The 17912-nt window shown below is 65.8% G+C and carries 11 protein-coding genes and 1 tRNA gene; 4 read left to right on the plus strand and 8 right to left on the minus strand.

The window, feature by feature from the left end:
* Positions 1 to 6 precede the first annotated feature (6 nt).
* Positions 7 to 1023: an amino acid ABC transporter substrate-binding protein gene (locus GGD61_RS13520; RefSeq protein WP_028144715.1), complete on the minus strand. Its 1017-nt coding sequence runs from the start codon at positions 1021 to 1023 to the stop codon at positions 7 to 9.
* Positions 1024 to 1412: 389 nt separating this feature from the next.
* On the opposite strand from GGD61_RS13520, the gene metC reads away from it, so the two are divergent.
* The gene (metC, locus tag GGD61_RS13525; RefSeq protein ID WP_092258344.1) at positions 1413 to 2597 is read left to right on the plus strand and encodes a cystathionine beta-lyase; all 1185 of its coding nucleotides are present in this window, start codon (positions 1413 to 1415) and stop codon (positions 2595 to 2597) included.
* A gap of 176 nt (positions 2598 to 2773) precedes the next feature.
* Positions 2774 to 4465, plus strand: a complete 1692-nt coding sequence (locus GGD61_RS13530) for a Na/Pi cotransporter family protein (protein ID WP_092258347.1) — start codon at positions 2774 to 2776, stop codon at positions 4463 to 4465.
* Between the two features lie 9 nt (positions 4466 to 4474).
* Here the strand turns inward: GGD61_RS13530 and GGD61_RS13535 are convergent, their stop codons facing one another.
* From GGD61_RS13535 to GGD61_RS13560, 6 genes are all read right to left on the minus strand, one after another.
* Positions 4475 to 4813, minus strand: coding sequence for a lipid-A-disaccharide synthase N-terminal domain-containing protein (locus GGD61_RS13535; protein WP_018323154.1), 339 nt, complete (start codon positions 4811 to 4813; stop codon positions 4475 to 4477).
* Entirely contained in the window at positions 4810 to 5547 is a 738-nt protein-coding gene (locus GGD61_RS13540; RefSeq protein ID WP_183230780.1) for a glycosyltransferase family 2 protein, read from the minus strand. Before GGD61_RS13540 ends, GGD61_RS13535 begins: the two co-directional genes overlap by 4 nt.
* Positions 5548 to 5616: 69 nt before the next feature.
* A complete protein-coding gene (locus GGD61_RS13545) occupies positions 5617 to 6462 on the minus strand; it encodes a phosphatase PAP2 family protein (RefSeq protein ID WP_183230781.1) in 846 nt (281 codons plus the stop codon).
* A gap of 1 nt (position 6463) precedes the next feature.
* Positions 6464 to 8206 (minus strand): glycosyltransferase family 39 protein, encoded by a 1743-nt coding sequence (locus tag GGD61_RS13550; RefSeq protein ID WP_092258356.1) that lies wholly within the window; start codon positions 8204 to 8206, stop codon positions 6464 to 6466.
* A gap of 50 nt (positions 8207 to 8256) precedes the next feature.
* Positions 8257 to 10407: a penicillin-binding protein 1C gene (pbpC, locus tag GGD61_RS13555; RefSeq protein ID WP_210311047.1), complete on the minus strand. Its 2151-nt coding sequence runs from the start codon at positions 10405 to 10407 to the stop codon at positions 8257 to 8259.
* 80 nt (positions 10408 to 10487) lie between these two features.
* Complete coding sequence (locus tag GGD61_RS13560) at positions 10488 to 15692, minus strand: alpha-2-macroglobulin (RefSeq protein WP_183230782.1); 5205 nt, start codon at positions 15690 to 15692, stop codon at positions 10488 to 10490.
* 408 nt (positions 15693 to 16100) lie between these two features.
* On the opposite strand from GGD61_RS13560, the gene GGD61_RS13565 reads away from it, so the two are divergent.
* Together GGD61_RS13565 and GGD61_RS13570 are read left to right on the plus strand one after the other, a co-directional pair.
* Positions 16101 to 16177, plus strand: a tRNA-Arg gene (locus tag GGD61_RS13565).
* 117 nt (positions 16178 to 16294) lie between these two features.
* The gene (locus tag GGD61_RS13570; protein ID WP_092258365.1) at positions 16295 to 16546 is read left to right on the plus strand and encodes a hypothetical protein; all 252 of its coding nucleotides are present in this window, start codon (positions 16295 to 16297) and stop codon (positions 16544 to 16546) included.
* 33 nt (positions 16547 to 16579) lie between these two features.
* On the opposite strand, the gene GGD61_RS13575 is transcribed toward GGD61_RS13570, so the two are convergent.
* Complete coding sequence (locus GGD61_RS13575; protein WP_183230783.1) at positions 16580 to 17866, minus strand: hypothetical protein; 1287 nt, start codon at positions 17864 to 17866, stop codon at positions 16580 to 16582.
* Between the last annotated feature and the right edge of the window lie 46 nt (positions 17867 to 17912).

A 17912-nucleotide genomic window follows, 5' to 3' on the forward strand; every position in this document is an offset into this window, starting at 1 on the left:
GGATGATCAGCGGATCGGCGGCGCGTACTGAAGACCGCCCTTGTTCCAGAGATTGTTGAGGCCGCGATTGATAGCGAGCGGCGAGCCCGCGCCGACATTGCGATCGAACACCTCGCCGTAATTGCCGACCGCCTTCACGATCCGCACCACCCAGTCCTTGGTCAGGCCGAGTTGTTCGCCGAAATTGCCGTCGGTGCCGAGGACGCGCTTCAACTCGGGATTTTCCAGCTTCGCTTTCTCGTCGACGTTCTTCGAGCTCACGCCAAGCTCTTCAGCGGTGACCATCGCGAACAGCGTCCACTTCACGATGTCGAACCACTGATCGTCGCCGTGGCGCACCATGGGGCCGAGCGGCTCCTTCGAGATGATCTCGGGAAGCACCATGTGGTCGTTGGGATTGGCAAGCTTCAGGCGATTGGCGTACAGGCCCGACTGGTCGGTGGTGAAGACGTCGCAGCGTCCGGCCTCATAGGCCTTGACCGTTTCGTCGTTGGTGCCGAACGCGATCACCTCGTACTTCATGTTATTGGCTTTGAAGTAGTCGGCCAGATTCTGCTCGGTGGTAGTGCCGGTCTGCACGCAGACCGAGGCGCTGTTGAGCTCGAGCGCCGAATTCACCTTGAGCGACTTCTTCACCATGAAGCCCTGCCCGTCATAATAGGTCACGCCGGTAAAATTGGCGCCGAGCGAGGTATCACGCGAGATGGTCCAGGTGGTGTTGCGCGAGAGCACGTCGATTTCGCCGGATTGCAGCGCGGTGAAACGGTCCTTGGCGGACAGCGGCACGTACTTGACCTTGGTCGCATCGTTGAAGATCGCCCCGGCGATCGCCTTGCAGACGTCGACGTCGAGGCCGGTCCAGTTGCCCTTGTCGTCGGGCGAGGAGAAGCCCGGCAGGCCCTGACTGACGCCGCAGGACAGCATGCCCCGGTCCTTGACCGTCTTGAGCGTTTGCGCGTCGGCGGCTTGGGCGGAGAGGCCGGCGGCGAGAGCAAGGGTGAGAGCCAGGGTTACGCGTTTCATGGGCTTTGGGCCTTTCAAAGTCGTCTCAAGGAACGTTGTCTCAGGATCATCGCTGCCAGGGCCAGGCGTATCAAGGCCAGCCCTGCAAGAGTCATGCTGGAAAACCTTGCCGAACACCCGCCGATCCCGGGAGGCCATACCTTAATCCCCGCCGCAGGCGCCCGCCGATATGGCTGTGGCGCAAGGTCCGGTCAGACGATGGATCGAAGGTCGCGGCAGGCCCCTCAACATGCGGCGACTGAATAGCACCTGCGCATCACAGAACGACTGGCGTGCCGGGTCAAGGGGTTGACGGGACTCTTCTGTGTTCTGTTATTAACGACAGCGGCCTTTCGGCCAGCCCGTCAGGCGCCAAGCCCGAGCGGAAACGCGGTTTTGAAAGCAGACGCATGGATTCCTCGCACCCCCAAGAGCAGCAGGCCGAGACCCGGCTGGTCACCTCCGGCCGCGACACCAAGGCGCAGAAGGGGTTCGTCAATCCGCCGGTCTTTCACGGCTCGACCGTGCTCTACCCGACCGCCGAGGACCTGCACGCCCATCGCGGCGAGTTCACCTATGGCCGTCATGGTTCCCCCACCACCAAGGCGTTCCAGGAGACGCTGATGGCGCTGGAGGGACCGCAATGCGCCGGCGTCGGCATCGTGCCGTCGGGGCTGTCGGCGATCTCGACCACCCTGCTCTCGGTGCTCAAGGCCGGAGACCATCTCCTGGTCTGCGACAACGTCTATCGGCCCTCGCGCAATTTCTGCAACGGCATGCTCACCCGCTTTGGCGTCGAGACCAGCTATTTCGATCCGATGATCGGCGCCGGCATCGACAAGCTGTTCAAGCCCAACACCCGGGCCGTGCTGGTGGAGGCGCCAGGCTCGCAGTCGTTCGAGATGCCGGACATTCGCGCCATCGCCGAGGTCGCGCATGGGCGCGGCGCGCTCGTCATCGACGACAACACCTGGGCAACGCCGCTTTATCACCGCTCGCTCGAACAGGGCGTCGACATCAGCATGCAGGCCGCCACCAAATATATCGGCGGCCATTCCGACATCATGTTCGGCACCATCTCGGCCAATGCCAAGGCCTGGCCGATGGTCACTGAAGGCATCCGCCTGCTCGGCGTCTGTGCCGGGCCCGACGATGTCTTCCTGGCGCTACGCGGCCTGCGCACGCTGTCGGTGCGGCTGGCGCAGCATCACCGTTCCGGGCTCGACATGGCGCGCTGGCTGGCTAGCCGGCCCGAGGTCGCGCGCGTGCTGCATCCCGGCTTGGAGACCGATCCCGGTCACGCGATCTGGAAGCGTGACTTCACTGGCGCCTCGGGCCTGTTCAGCATCGTGCTGAAGCCGGCCCCGCAGAAAGCGGTCGACACCATGCTGAACACGCTCAAGCTGTTCGGCATGGGTTTTTCGTGGGGCGGCTTCGAGAGCCTTGCGATTCCCTTCGACTGCGATGCCTATCGCACCGCGACCAAGTGGTCGCCGGGCGGCCCGACGCTGCGTCTCCACATCGGTCTGGAGAGCGTCGACGACCTCAAGGCCGATCTCGACCGCGGCTTCGCTGCCCTCAAAGCGGCAATGTGAGCCTGCTCACAAGGCATCTCGACTGCGGACGCGCCAACGCGCGCCGCGGCGGACGCTCAACGCGCCGCGGGAACGTGCAGTTGGCGTAAACGTTAACGTCGACGCGCCAACAAAAGGTTTGAACCTCAAGCATTTGGCGCTAGCCTCACCAATCGACTCCAATCCGGACACGGAGCATGGGAACGTTGGTTCTGCTCGATCTGATGGGCGGCGTTGCGCTGTTGCTGTGGGGCCTGCATATGGTCCACAGCGGGATCTTGCGCGCCTTCGGTCCCGACCTCAGGCGCCTGCTCGGCAAGGCGCTGAGCAACCGCGCCAGCGCTTTCGCCGCCGGCCTTGGCCTCACCGCGCTGCTCCAGAGCAGCACCGCGACCGCCCTGATCACGAGCTCGTTCGCAGCCGAGGGGCTCGTCAGCCTCGCCGCGGCGCTCGCCATCATGCTCGGGGCCAATGTCGGCACGACGCTGATCGTGCAGGTGCTGTCGTTCAACATCGCAGCCGTTGCGCCGGTCCTGTTCGTGCTCGGCCTCGTCGCCTTCCGCTCCGGCCCGCGATCGCGGATCAAGGACATCGGCCGCGTCTGCATCGGCCTCGGCCTGATGCTGCTCTCGCTGCACATCCTGCTCGACACGCTGGCGCCGGCTGAGAACGCACCGGGCGTCCGCATCGTGATGTCGGCCATCACGGGCGATCCCATATTGTGCATCGTCATCGCCGCCCTCGTCACCTGGGCCGTGCATTCAAGCGTCGCCAGCGTGCTGCTGATCATGTCGCTGGCCTATTCGCAGTTCATCACGCCCGACGCGGCGCTGGCGCTGGTGCTCGGGGCCAATCTCGGCAGTGCCATCAATCCCGTGTTCGAGGGCGCCAGGCGTGACGACCCCGCGAGCTACCGCCTGCCGGTCGGGAATCTCGTCAACCGCGTGATCGGGATTGCCCTCGTCCTGCCCTTCCTCGGCGCGATCGCCGAGCACATGCACGCCTGGCAGCCCGATCTCGCCAGGATGACGGCGGCTTTCCACATCGCCTTCAATGTCGGCACCGCCGTCGTCTTCATCGGCCTGCTCGACACCATGTCGCGCCTACTCACCCGCCTCCTGCCGGATCGCGTGCAGGAGGCCGACCCAGCCCGGCCGCGCTATCTCGACGAGACCGCGCTGGAAACGCCGTCGCTGGCGCTCGCCGACGCCGCTCGCGAGACCTTGCGGATGGGCGATCTCGTCGAGGTCATGCTGCGGAAGGTGATGGCGGCGATGATGACCGGCGACCGTGCGCTGGTCGACCAGGTCTCCAAGATGGACAATTTCGTCGACGGTCTCGACGAGGCCATCAAGCTCTACGTGACCAAGCTGATGCGGGGCAGCCTCGACGAGAGCGAAGGACGGCGTGCGATGGAGATCATCTCCTTCGCCATCAATCTCGAACATATCGGCGACATCATCGACAAGAGCCTGAGCGAGCTCGCCACCAAGAAGATCAAGCGGCGCTTCCAGTTTTCGGCGGAAGGCGCCGACGAGCTCGCCGCCTTCCACAAGCGCACGATGGACTCGCTGCGGATCGCCTTCGGGGTCTTCATGTCGGGCGATGCCAACGAGGCGCGCAAGCTGCTGGTGGAGAAAACCGCGCTACGCAACACCGAACTCGCCGCGGTCGAGCGACATCTCGACCGCCTGCGCGAGGGCCGCCCCGAAACCATCGAAACGACGTCGCTGCATCTCGACGTGCTGCGCGACCTCAGGCGCATCCACTCGCATATCTGCTCGGTCGCCTATCCCGTGCTCGACGCGGCCGGCGTGCCTTATCGCAGGACCGAGGCGGAGACAGCGGCCCTGCCAACCTCAGGCGCGGCCTCGGCCTTGCCGCACTAAAACCTGGGCTCAGCGATCGAGCGTCTTCGAGGCGCGGCCGCGGTTTTTGATGATCAGCATGATGTTGCGGATATAGATGATGGTCGCGAGCGATTGTCCGAGGATGATCACCGGCTCGCGCTTCACGACGCCGTAGACCAGCGTCATCAGTCCGCCGCCCATCGAGCAGAACCAGAACGCCATCGGCACCACGCTGTTGCCGGCGCGCTCGCTCGCGATCCACTGCACCAGGAAGCGCGCGGTGAAGAACAGCTGCGCGACGAGGCCGAATGCCAGCCAGAAATCGAACTTGGCGACGAAGACGTCGTAGAGATAGTTGCTCAGCGCCTGACCGTATTGAATGATCATGCGTTCACCTCAGTCACATCTGGTGTCGGCTTCTTGCGGCGGATCAGCCACCACACGCCGGCGAGATCCATGATGCCGATCCACAGACGGTCGAAGAAGCCGTAGTTGGATACGCCGGAATGGCGCGGCCGGTCGATCACGTCGACATAGGCGATGTCGTAGCCTTCGCGGCGGACCAGCGCCGGCAGGAAGCGATGCAGCCCGTCGAAATAGGGCATCATCAGGAAGACCTCGCGGCGGAATGCCTTGAGCCCGCAGCCGGTATCCCGCGTGCCGTCCTTCAGGATGGAGTTGCGGACGCCGTTGGCCACGCGCGACTGGAATTTCTTGAAGCCGGTATCCTTGCGTCCGACGCGCTGCCCCGCAGCGAGGCCGACGCGCCCTGCTCCCTTCTCGACCGCCGCGATCAGGTCGGGCAGGAAGGCTGGATTGTTCTGGCCGTCGCCATCGAGGGTCGCCACGATCGCGCCGCGCGCCGCGCGCACGCCGCTGCGCACGGCCGCGGACTGGCCGCCTGATCTGGAGTGGCGAAGCTGGCGCAGATTGTCCCGCTGCGCCATGATCGCCGCGAGCCGTTCGCCGGTCGCATCGGTCGAGCCGTCGTTGACGTAGATGATCTCATAGGCCCAGCGGCCATCGAGCGCCGCGCCGATCTCCGCGATCAGCGGCGCGATGTTGTCGGCTTCGTTGCGCACGGGAACGACGATGGAAACCGAGGGCTGGGACGTCGACAAAGGCGGCTCGTGGTTGGAAGTGGGCCCGGGGGACCCCTGGGAACCGGCGGTCCCGGCAGGCAGCCGCTTTTATGGGGCGGATGCCCCGCGGGCAACCCTTTTGAGATGGCCCGAGACTGCCCCCGGAAGAGGCACAATGGTGCCATCCGCGCGGATGGCAAAACCCAGCCGCCTGGCCGCGAACCAATAGCGGACCGCCATGGCGCCGACCGTACCGACCAGGGCGCCGGCCACGACGTCGCTCGGGTGATGCGCGACCAGCACCAGCCGCGTCAACAGGATCACGATTGCGTAAGTGAACATGAACACGCGCAAGCGCGGCCACAATGCCGACACGGCAAACGCCAGCGCGAACGCTGCCACGGCATGGCCCGACGGCAGGCTGGCGTAGGCCCCCGTCCCCTCGAACGGCACGAAGTTGAACGGATTGGCCTTGCCGCCGACAAACGGACGTCCGCGGCCGATGACATATTTCAGGACCTCGGCAACGAATGCCGACACGGCAATCGACAGAAACACAAACTGCAGCCGTGTGCCGAGACCGAGGAGCAGCGCGCGGCTTGTGCCGTGAAGCCCGGCCGCAACGAGCGCCAACACCACCAGCAAGCCCCCGAGCACCGAGAGCAGGTACTCGTCCTTGCCGAAATCGGTGAGGATGCGGATCGGCCACAGGCTTGGCGTGCCGCGCGGCGGCATCAGCTGGATTTCGGTCTGGTCGAACGCGAGCATCAGCGCGATGACGAGAGCCGCGCCCGTCGCACTGAGCCACAGCGAATGCCGCGCCAGCTTTCGCGCGGCCTCTGCGCGGCGCGAATGCGAGGGCGTGCGGACGAGCTGCGCCAGCGCGCTCCGGGACACGGCGAGCAATTGCGCGGGATAGCCCGGACGGGGCGCGGGGCTGGTCGTAACAGGCATCCTATTCGGTGCCTTCCGAGCGGAAGATCGAGATCGAGATCGCGCGCCCTTGCGAGAAATTGTAGCCGTCGATGCGGGTGCCAACCTTGTAGCGCAGCCCGATTGCCTCGGCGCGCTGCACGAAGCTCCGCTCCGAACGCTGCTCGATCAGCGCAAAGCGGCAGCTGCCCTGCCTCAGGAAGTCGGCCGCGCCCGACCCGTCCGTGAGCAGGGTCTGGGTGCCCGTCAGGAAGACGAGGCTCGGCTCGTGATAGCCGGCCGCCGCCGCCTTCGGCCCGACGCAGGTGACGTTACGCAAGGCGCGCGCGATCTCGATGCTCGGAAACAGCGGCGTCAGCGACGGCAGCACGATGCCATACACCACCACCGCCAGCATCAAGGCCGCAACCAGCGCGTTGAGCAGCGAGCGCTCGGCGCGGTTGTTGTCGTAGAGCCACCAGGCGAACAGGCCGAAAATCAGCGATGCCGCGATAAACGGCCAAGCCACAAAAGCGGGCTGCCGCGTCAGCATCACGGCGCCGACCACCGCGATGATCGAGGTGGCCGCGGGGATCGCGAACCACCAGGCCGAACCGCGCATTAGCCAGGAGCGCGACAGCACGCGCCGCTCCACCGCACCGGCGGTGAGGATGGCGATGGCCGGGTACAGCGGCAGCACGTAATGCGGCAGCTTGGTCAGCACCGCCTCGAACACGATCCAGGACGGGATCAGCCAGGCCAGCAGAAACTGCGCGCCGGGCTCACGCCGCGCCCGCCACACCGCGGGTGCCGCCATCGCCGCGAGCGGTGCCCCCGGCCAGAACGTGATCCAGAACAGCGCCAGGTAAAGTCCAGGCGGCGCACCATGGGATTCCTGGGCGCCGATCTTGCTCAGCATGTCGCCGCCGACGGAATCGGCAAAGAAGGCATCGCCCGCGCGCCAGAAGATCGCGACGAACCAGGGCAGCACCAGCACCAGCATCCACATCAGGCCCCAGACCGGGCGCAGCTTCCACAGCCAGGAGGCATCGCGGTCCTGGATCGCGAGCGCGGCTATGGTCAGCCCTGCGAACATCAGGATCAGCGGGCCCTTGATCAGGATGCCCACCGCAAGCGCGGTCCAGAAGATCGCGGGCCAGCTCCACGGCGGATGCGTCTCGTCCTCGGCGCGCTGCCAGGACAGATAGGCCCGCGCCATCGCACCCATCGCGGCGGTCACGCAGAACAGCAGCATCGCGTCGGTCTTGGCGAGCCGCGCCTCGACGCCGAGCAGCACCGAAGCGCACATCATCAGCGCCGCCAGCACCGCGGCACGCCGCGTGACGAAGCCGAGCGCGGCCCAGTAGGTCATGAGCACGGCGCCGATCGCCCCGAACAGCGACGGCAGCCGGTAGACCCAGATCCGCAATTCGGCCTTCGGCAGCTTGAGCATCGAGGCGGCTTCGACCGTCGCCGATTGCAACCAATAGATGCCGACCGGCTTCTTGTAGCGGACGTCCTCCTGAAAGCGGATATCGACATAGTCGCCGCTCTCGACCATCTGCTTGGTGGCCTGGGCGAACCGCGCCTCGTCGCGATCGATCGGCGGGATCGTGAAGAAGCCCGGCAGGAACAACAGCAGCGCGCACACGAGCAGGAAGGCAACGGCGCGGGCATGGCTGGCCGTGGCGACATCGAGCATGCGCACGAGCCCGCTGCCCGGATTTGCAGGCGATTTTGGCTCGCGGGGCGCTCCAAAACGGGGAGTTGGGTAGGTCTCGGCCATTGGTTCCGCTTACGCTGAAACCGCCATCGCCACAACCGCTTAAGGCAGGGTCATTGAATTCGAATGACGACTGTGTCCGCGGCGCCCGTGGCGTCGATCACGGTGAGCCGAGCAAAGCCCGGACCGGGCGGATCGATCAGGCGCTGGCGACGTCCGTCGATCTCGCCGAGCGCCGTACCGTTAACCATGACGGTCATGGGAAGCACGCCGCCCGCGACCTTGACCGGCATCGCGGCGCTCTCCTGCCCCCCGGAGCGATCGACGTCGATCCGCGAGCCGTTCAGCGGAAACTGGATATGCAGCGCCTGCTCACGGCCGGTCCGCACCAGTTCCCCCACCGGCCGGAACCACTTCAGCGGCAACGGCAGCTTGGCGTTGCTGGCAACCAGGGTTCCCCTTGGCGGCTTCGGCAATGCGGTCAGCGTCTTGCCGCTGCGGGCGAAGGCATCGAACAGGATCGGTGCTGCGGCGACGCGCCCGATCAGGCCGGGAACCGGCGCACCGTCGGGTCGGCCGACCCAGACCCCGATGGTCATCCGGCCGTCGAACCCGACCGACCAGGCGTCGCGATAGCCGTAGGAGGTGCCGGTCTTGAAGGCGATGCGGTTGTGGGCGGCGTTCTCCGGCGGCGGCGTTCCCAGCAGCACGTTGCCGACCTGCCAGGCCGCGACCTGATCCAGCAGCCGGAGTGGCTCGCGGTCGTCCTTGTCAGCCATCACCTCGCGCAGCGGCTTGGTGGTGCCGAGGCGGGCAAAGCCCGCATAGAGCTGGGCGAGATCCTGCAGCGTCACGCCGACGCCTCCGAGCCCCATGGCAAGCCCCGGCGCTTCGTCCTTGGGCAGGACCAGATTGCCGCCGGCCTGCCGCAGTCGCGACGCCAGCCGGCTCGAGCCGACGCGATCGAGCAGCACGATCGCCGGCACGTTCAGCGAGAGTTGCAGCGCCTTCCTCACCGGCACTGTGCCCTGGAAGGTCATGTCGAAATTCTCAGGCGCGTAGGAGCCGAAGCGGACCGGCCGATCGTCGATCAGGCTCTCCGGATGGACGAAACCGTCCTCGAAGGCGAGCCCGTAGATGAAAGGTTTCAGCGTCGAGCCCGGCGAGCGGATCGCACGGGTCATGTCGACCTGCCCTGCCCGGCTCTCGTCGAAATAATCGGCCGAACCCACGCGTGCCAGCACGTCGCCGCTCTCATTGTCGACCACGATGATGCCGACCGAGATGTTGGGCCCGAGCGCAATGGCGCGGTCACGCGCCAGCGGCTCCAGCACCTTCTGCAGGTTCGCATCCAGCGTCAGCTTGATGACCGGCTTATCCTTGACGGTCGACAGCGCGGTATCGGACGCATGCGGGGCCAGGATCGGCATCGGCTTGCGCAGTTTTGGCACGGGCACGGCCTTGGCCTGCCTTGCGTCGTCTACGCTGACCACATGCTCCTCGACCATGCGATCGAGCACGCGGTCGCGCGCCTTGCGCGCGGCCTCGGGATGGCGGTCGAGGCGGCGCGTCTCCGGCGACTGCGGCAGCGCGACCAGCAGCGCGGCTTCGGCCAGCGACAACCGCTTCGGCTCCTTGCCGAGATAGCCAATCGAGGCGGCGCGGATGCCCTCGAGATTGCCGCCATATGGCGCCAGCGCGAGATAGAGGTCGAGGATCTGCTCCTTGCTCATGCTGCGCTCGATCTCGATCGCGCGCACCATCTGCCGCAGCTTGGCGTAGAGCGAGCGCTGCCGCCGCGGCTCCATCAACCGCGCCAGCTGCATGCTGATGGTCGAGCCGCCTGAGACGATGTGGCCGCGCGTCGCAAGCTGCAACGCGGCACGCCCGAGTGCGAGCGGGTCGAGACCGTTGTGGGCGTAGAAGCGCTGGTCCTCATAGGCGAACAGCAGCTTGAGATAGGTCGGGTCGACGCTGGATTTGGCATCGACCGGCAACCGCCAGCGGCCGTCGGCCATGGCGTAGGCGCGCAGCAGCTTGCCGTTGCGGTCGACGATGGTGGTGGAGACGTGCCGTGCCTCGTCGAGCGGGAGAGGTCCGAGCGAGTAGACCCAGCCGACGAAGCCGGTGATGGCGAGGATGAAAGAGAGTGCGAGGGCGGAGAGGATACGAAGGCCGCGGCCCCTTGCTGCGTCATGGCCGGGCTTGTCCAGGCCATCCACGTTCTTGCCCGCTGCGCCACAGTTCGTGGATGCCCGGGACATTTGCGCGAAGACGCGCTCCGCGCTTTTGCCCGGGCATGACGACTGAGTATGTGGCTCCGCTGCGCTCATTCAATCAGCACTCACTTCGCCGCCCGCACCTCGACCGTGCCCGTGCCCGTCCGGCCGTAGCGCGAGGGATTGTACATGTCCTCGACATAGGCTTGCGGCAGCACGTATTTGCCGGGCGAGACCACGCGGACGATATAGGCGACGGTGAAGACCGATTTGGAATCCGAGGCCCGGTCGACCGCCGCCGTGAAGCGATCGTCGCGGAACTCGGTATCCTCAGGCTCCTCGCCGTCCTCGATCCAGTCCAGCGTGCCGCTGTCGCCCGATGAGACCAGCTTCGGATTGTCGATCTCCAGGCCCGCCGGCAGATAGTCGGACACCATGATGTGGCCGTATTCGGGCTTGGCCTCGGTGATCTTCAGCACCACCGCAAAGCGCTGGTTCTGCTTGACCTTGCTGATGTCGGCCGGCTTGCCGTCGAGCGTGAAGTAATTGCGCTCGATCTTGAAGCCGTTGGACGCTGCCGGCTCCGGCGTCACCGGCGAGCCCGACACCGAGACCACCGCCTGCACCGGCGCATCGCCGGTGTTGGTGATCTTCAGCGGCTTGCCGCTCAACGTGTCCGCCTTGTAGCTGCGATAGAGCGCGGTCTTGACCGGCTGGCCATCCACTTCCATGGACAGGTTCTCCTTGGCCAGCGCTCGCGCCGCCAGCACCAGCCACGCATTCTCCTGCGTGGAGGTGTAGGGCGTCAGCCCGCGCGCGGTCTCGACCCGCGACACCGCCTGCGTCAGCGTCGCCTTCGGCGCATTGCCTTCGCTGGCAAGCGAGACCAAAGCTGCGGCATCGCGAAGCTGCGAGCCGTAGTCGGTGCGGCCGAACTCCAGGACAGGCTTCGGCGCGAGGCTGTCGAGGGCGGCGCCATAGACCCGCTCGGCGCGATTGCGGTCGCCAACAAGGGCGAGAGCCGCCGCAAGCTGCGACTTCGCGATCGGCGTCGCGAGGTTGTTCAGCTTGGTGTCGGCGAGATAGCGGAGATCGCCGATCGGCGCTGCGCCGTTGCGTGCGAGCACATAGAGGCCGTAAGCGAGATCGCGCCCGCCGTCCTTCTCCGGCTCGTTGCCGTTGACGACGGAATTGCGGATGCGGTCGAGCGCGTTCTTGAACAGCACGTCCGGCACCGCAAAACCCTTCTCACGGGCGCGGGTCAGGAAGTCCGTCACATAGGCGTCGAGCCAGGCGTCGTCGCCGCCGGCCGACCACAGGCCGAACGAGCCGTTCGAGCCCTGGCGGGCCAATAGCCGCTCGATCGCATCGCGGATGCGCTGGTCGACCTCGGTATCCATCGCGAGGTGCGCGCCGGCCGCGAGGTCGTTGACATAGAGCAGCGGCATCGCGCGGCTCGTGATCTGTTCCGAGCAGCCATAGGGATAGCGGTCGAGCGCCTTCAGGATCGTCGCCGCATCGAGCGCGGTCGACAGGCTCGCCGAGACCGAGACGCTGCCGGTGCCCGGCACCAGGTCGGAGAACATGTCCGAGGTCAGCGTCAGGCTCTCGCCCTTCGCCAGCGTCCGGATCGAACGCCGCGCCAGCACTTGCGTCGCCGCCTTGACGTCGAACGCGTAGTGGCGCGCCAGCGTCAGCCCGTTCGGTCCCTTGATGTCGACGTCGAGCGTCGCCTGCCCGGCCGCGATCGCGTCGATCGCGAGCGTGAACGAGTTGCGCTGCTTGGCGGCGAGCTTGACCGTGGTCGCGGGATTGCCGGTCATCTTCACCGGTCCACCCGTTTTCACGTTGATGACGTAGTCGCCGGCCTGCCCCTCGACATTGTCGATCTCGAGGTTGACGGTGCCGTGGTCACCATTGAGCAGGAAGCGCGGCAGCGTCGTGGTCAGCACGACGGGGTCGCGGATCACGACGTCGGTGTTGGCGCGGCCCAGCTTGGTCGCGGTCCACGCCACCGCCATCACGCGTGCGGTGCCGGCGAACTCCGGAATGTCGAAGCTGACTTCCGCACTGCCATCGGCGCCAACCGTGACGATGCCGGAATAGAGCGCCAGCGGCTTTTGCGCGGGCGGCGAACCCTGCAGCTCACCAGCGCCGGCGTCACCGCCGGACTTGATCTGGCCGCGCGTGCCGGACATGCCGTCGATCAGCTGCCCGTAGAGGTCGCGGATTTCGGCGCTCAGGCGGCGCTGGCCGAGATAGTAATCGTCCGGCGCCGGCGGCTTGTAATTGGTGAGGTTGAGGATGCCGACATCGACCGCGGCGATGACGATCTTGGCGTCCTCGCCCGGATTGAGCCCGTCGAGCTTGACCGGGATTGTCAACGCTGCGTTCGGCCGGATCAGCGCCGGCGGCGACAGCTTGACCTGCAAGGTGCGGGCCTGCTTGTCGATGCCGAACCATTTCAGGCCGATCGCCCGGCCCGGCATGCGCTGGGCCGCGGCATCGAGCGGCCGGCGCAGCGTCGCCACCACGTAAGCGCCGGTGCCCCAGTCCTTGCCGACCGGGAGCTTCACCTGGGCAGTGCCTTCCTTGACGTCGATCGTCTGCGTCGTCAGCAGGCGGTCGCCGAGCACGTTGATGGTGAGCTTGCCGGCACTGCGGACATTGACCGACACCGTCATGGTGTCGCCGGAGGAATATTGCGGCTTGTCGATCGAGGTCTCCAGGAGGTCCGGCGTGTCGGCGCTGCCGTCGGAATACCAGCCGACGTCGAACTGCACCGAGGTCACCGGGCCATCGGCATCGTTCGACTTCACATCGAGCCGGTAGCGCCCGGGCTGGGGGGTGAGCGAAATCCGCGCCGGCTTGTCGGCGGCAACCGTCACATCACCGTCGGCGACGCGCGAGGTCGACTTGACCGGCTCGTACTCCCAGTAATTGTTCTGGCGGTACCATTGGTAGCGCGACTCCATCTTCAGGAGCTCGTAGCGCAGGCCGTCGCGGCGCAGCTTCTCGCCCTCGGGCGAGACGAACACGACATCGAACTCGGCCTTGTCGCCCTCGGCGACGTTCTTGTCACCGAACAGCGGCTTGACGCCGATCAGGGCGGTCGCGGGCGCAACCGGCAGCACGATCTTGCGCTCGACGGCGCGGCCGCCGGTCTCCACCATGCGGACGAAGATCTGGGCCTCCTGCGGACGCGTCGAGGCCGGCTGCTTGTCCAGCGTCACCGGGAAGGTCGCGACGCCGTTGGCGTCGGCCTCGGGCAGGTTCTCAAGCGGCGTGCGCTCGTTGGAGGTGGTCTCCTCGTCGGCGACGCCGAACTGGTAGCCGGCAAAGCCCGGACGTTCGCTTGCGGGCGCGACCAGCATGTCGCCTTCAAGCTGCAGGCCGGACGCGGGCGCGCCATAGAGGAAATGGCCGTCCGCCTTAAGCTCCACTGGAGCGTTAGCTTTGATCAGCTTGTCCTTGGCGGACAGGTCGAATTCGATCCGATCGGGAACATAGTCCTCGACCATGAAGGTGGTCTCGCCAACCGAGGAGCCCTTCGGGTCGGTGAAGGCGCGCACCCGCCACGTCCCGGTCGGAACGGCCGAGTTGAGCGGCACGGACAGCGTACGGCCGCCGGCGCCCTGGTCGGCGAGCGCGGCACGTCGGTATTCGACGCCGTCAGGACGCTCGATCACCAGCGTCAGCGGTCCGCCGCTGACGGCATTGCCCTGCCCGTCGCGCAACAGCGCGGTGAGATAGACGGTCTCGCTGGAGCGGTAGACGCCACGCTCGGCATAGACGAAGGCATCGGCGCCTGCGGGCACCACGCGGCCGGAAACGCCGCGATCGGACAGATCGAAGGCGGAGGACTTCAGGCTTAGGAAGGCATAATCGGCCTTCTCGCCCGTGACCGTCAGCATCGCCGGCGACAGGCCGCCCTCGCCGCGCGCAAGCCCCGCGTCGAACAGCACGTGGCCACTGTCGTCGGTCTTGCGGGTCGCCAGGATCTCGTTGTTGCGGGCAACCAGCCGGACCTCAGCCTTGCCGACCGGATCGGTCGAGGCCAGCGAGTTCACGAACACGTGGATACCGTCATTGCCGGAATAGGCGGACACCCCGAGATCGGAGACGATGAACCATTGCGTGGCGAGCTGGTAATCTTCGTCCGAGCCCGGGCCCTTGGCGGCGGCCGTCATCACGTAGACGCCCGGCTGGAGTTCACCCAGCGCCTGGTCGACCGGGAATGCCGTGGTGACGTCCTGGTTCAGCGTCATCGCGGTCGCGAGCTCGCCGGTCCAGACTTTTACGCCGCGCTCATCGCCGAGATCGGAGAGCTGGTATTTCGACAGCGTCTTCTGGAAATCGCTGTCGACCACCGTGTTGATCAGATTGCGGTCGCCGATCCGGAACACGTTGATATTGACAGCGGGCGTGTTGACGCTGACCACGGGAATGCCGCGCTGGCCGGATCGGGGCAGCACATAAGCCCGGCTGGTGAAGCGCACGAACGGCTTGCGGTCGCGCACATAGACGTTGAACTCGGCCGATTTCGGCAGCCCCTCCTTCACGGTGGACGGCAGGCCGGCGCGCAGATTGATGTTGTAGCGCTCGCCGTGCTTCAGCCCGTCGACGCAGAGCTGCTTGCCTTCGGCCGACAGCGCCGGCTTGTCCTGCCCCGCCAGCGCGAGGTACGGCGCGAAGTCGGTGCGTTTTGCCAATTCCTCGGAAAATTGGAAGCAGGCCCGCGGGCTCGCCGAATCCGAGTCCACGGTGTAGTCGAGCAGCCGGAAGCCATGCTCGTCGCGCATCTTCTCATATTGGCCGCGGACGTCGGCGACCTCGCGCATGTCGAGCGCCAGCCGCAGCGAATCCAGCGCCGGCCGCCAAAGCTTGCGCTCCGACAGCGACTTGCCGAGCACCGCAAGCGCGTCGGCCTCCTCGCCCGGATTGCCGGCGCGCAGGTAGGCGATGTAGGCCGCGGTCGAGGCGCGTTCCAGCAGGAAGGTCTGCTCGCTCGAGCTCTTCGGCGATATCTGGAAGATGACTTTGGCAAGCCGCAGCCAGTTGCCGGCGTCTTCCGGCGTGGTCGCCGCGATCTGGCCGAGCACCGACAGGCCGGTGCGGTAATCATTGCGCCGGAAGGCGGCATCGGCGTCCGTCTTCAGCGTCGCATTGGACTTGGCGACGGGCCCCGCCTCGCTCTTGATCTGGGCCTCCAGCTTGATGGCGGAATCGGCGAGGTCATCGCGCTTGAACGCCTTGTCGGCAGCGTGTGCTGCGCTAAGGCCGAGCGCCAGCGTGGCGCAGATTGTGACGGCGCGAACAAGACCGATCATGATGGACTCCCGGAAATCGCGGACAGCCGCCCGCTGGCAGCATGAAATGCGCGGAAAGGTGACGGACTCAAGGCGATGGAACCAAAGGTGCAAATCGTCGCATTCGCCATGGAAAGGCAAGCCCAGAGGAGACCGATCAAGATACCGCCGCTCACGCCGTCCTGATGGCGCAGCGATACCCGACCCGTCGACCGGCGGCCACATCCCGGAAGCTGGCCAGCGTTCCCGGCGATGTGATCCATCGTCCCGTCCGCGGCCGCTCAACCCGGCACCCTGACATGCCACCGTCTCGCTTTGTCGCGGCTCTGAGGAAAAGGGTTCGGTTCAGACTTGGCGAAAGACGATATTTTTCATATTTGGCATGGTAGATGAACAGCCGGCCTCAAAAACCGAGGTCGGCGCAGCGACGGTCCCATAGCTCAACTGGATAGAGTAGCGGATTTCTACTCCGCGGGTTGCAGGTTCGAGTCCTGCTGGGATCGCCAGTCTCATTAAATCCACCGCCCTTCACGAACGCGTGGGTAACCATACGCCGGCCTTTGAACGGCGCAGATCAGCCCTATGTATGCGCCGGGCGAATTGCGCCCGCGTTAAGGACTCCGATGCTTCCTACCGAATGGACGAGAATGGCTATCGCATCTGCGGTGGCGATCGTCGCGATGTCGTATCTGGCAATCGACGCAGGCGTGGTGAACACCAGTGTGGTCACAAGGCCCATCAAGGTAGCTCAAGCATCGATCATTGGCGCTGGAATGGGCCAGCATCACCTTGCCTTCGCCGTTCAGGAGTGGGCGCGTCCCAGCCGCGACAACAACGAAAAGCCGGCCCTGGAGCATTGCCTGGCGATCGACTGATCGAGACGCCCTCGTCCGCGCAAGCGACGACATTCATCCTCTGCCACCAGTCGACTGACTAACCTGCCACCAGCGCGCAATCGCTGAGGTGAGATCGCCCCAGACCTCTGTCGGCAAATCCGAGACCGCCACCCGCACACTATATTGGTCCGTGGTCGCGTCGTGAAACCACTCGGTCGCGGCAAAGTCGAAACCGAAGCTGCCGGCATGGCGAATCGGGAGGCCCTCGGCGCGCAGTTCGTTGCTCATGTCCTCGGCGGCCTGCCGCGCGCTCGCCTCGTCGAGAGGACGCCTGCCCCGCAAGGTGACATAGAGACCGTGGGCGAAATGGAGCTCGGCCGAGAGCGCCGGGAGCTTTGCAGCAAAATGGCGGCCCATGCTTCGGCCGTTGCGCAGGATCGCCGCAACACGCCGCTTCGTGAGGGCCCAGTAGACCGCGCTGCCGACAAAGGGCGGGAAGTGCGCCGGCAACGCCGCGCCGCCGAGAAGCCGCACCGCGTTGCGGGTTTCGGCTGCAAGACGTGTCCATTCAGGCCGCTCCGCCCGCTGCCGGTCCTCATCCCCCTGCACGAAAACCGCCGAGCCGAGGCGGCCATATTCCGCCCCGAGCGAATCGAGCTTGTTGTGGCTTCGCACCAGCACCAGTGGAGTTCCGTATCGCCGGGCCCAGCTCAGGACGCGCCGGATTCGGCCCGAGCTGCCCGCGAAGCATGTCGTATCGAAAATCACGAGATCGAGACCCGAGCCGTCGCTTCGGATCGCCGCCTCAAAAGCGCCGGCGCGGGAGCAGGAATCCAACAGAAGAATTTTCGGGGAATTCGTCGAAGCAAACGCATCGCTCAGCGGCAGACTCAAAGCCACGAGCCGCAGATGAGGAACAAGACCCCGGATCAGCTCCAGTGTCTCGCCATAGGAGCCGGGAAGCACCAGCAAATCAGCCTTCTCGACGATTTGCGCGGAGGCGAGCAGCACGGCGGAGATCGCAGCCATGCCTGAGGCAGTATAGATCGCCGCGCTCATGCAGCCGCCGTCGAGCTCATAGAAGGAAGGACCGCGCACCGTAAGATCGGCACGCTGGTAATCGTAACTGAACTTGAAGGGCCCGCTGACGGGATCGGCGGTGTGCGACCAGGCTGTTTCCGTTGCCTTCCACTCGTGCAGCTCGTGCTCTGCCCTGAGCGCCGCAGTGATCTGGAATTTAGACCTGACGACCTCGTCGACCGATCGCGGACGCGTCAAATCGAGCCGATGCCTCAGGCAGTCATTCAACAGCCCGAGTTCCCAGTGCTTCCGTTCGAGATAGGCCTGAATGGTCTCCATGCGCGTCTTGGGCAGATCCGATCGGATGACAACGTACGGAAATCGC

This window comes from Bradyrhizobium sp. SBR1B (genome assembly GCF_014198205.1).
Classification (GTDB): domain Bacteria; phylum Pseudomonadota; class Alphaproteobacteria; order Rhizobiales; family Xanthobacteraceae; genus Bradyrhizobium.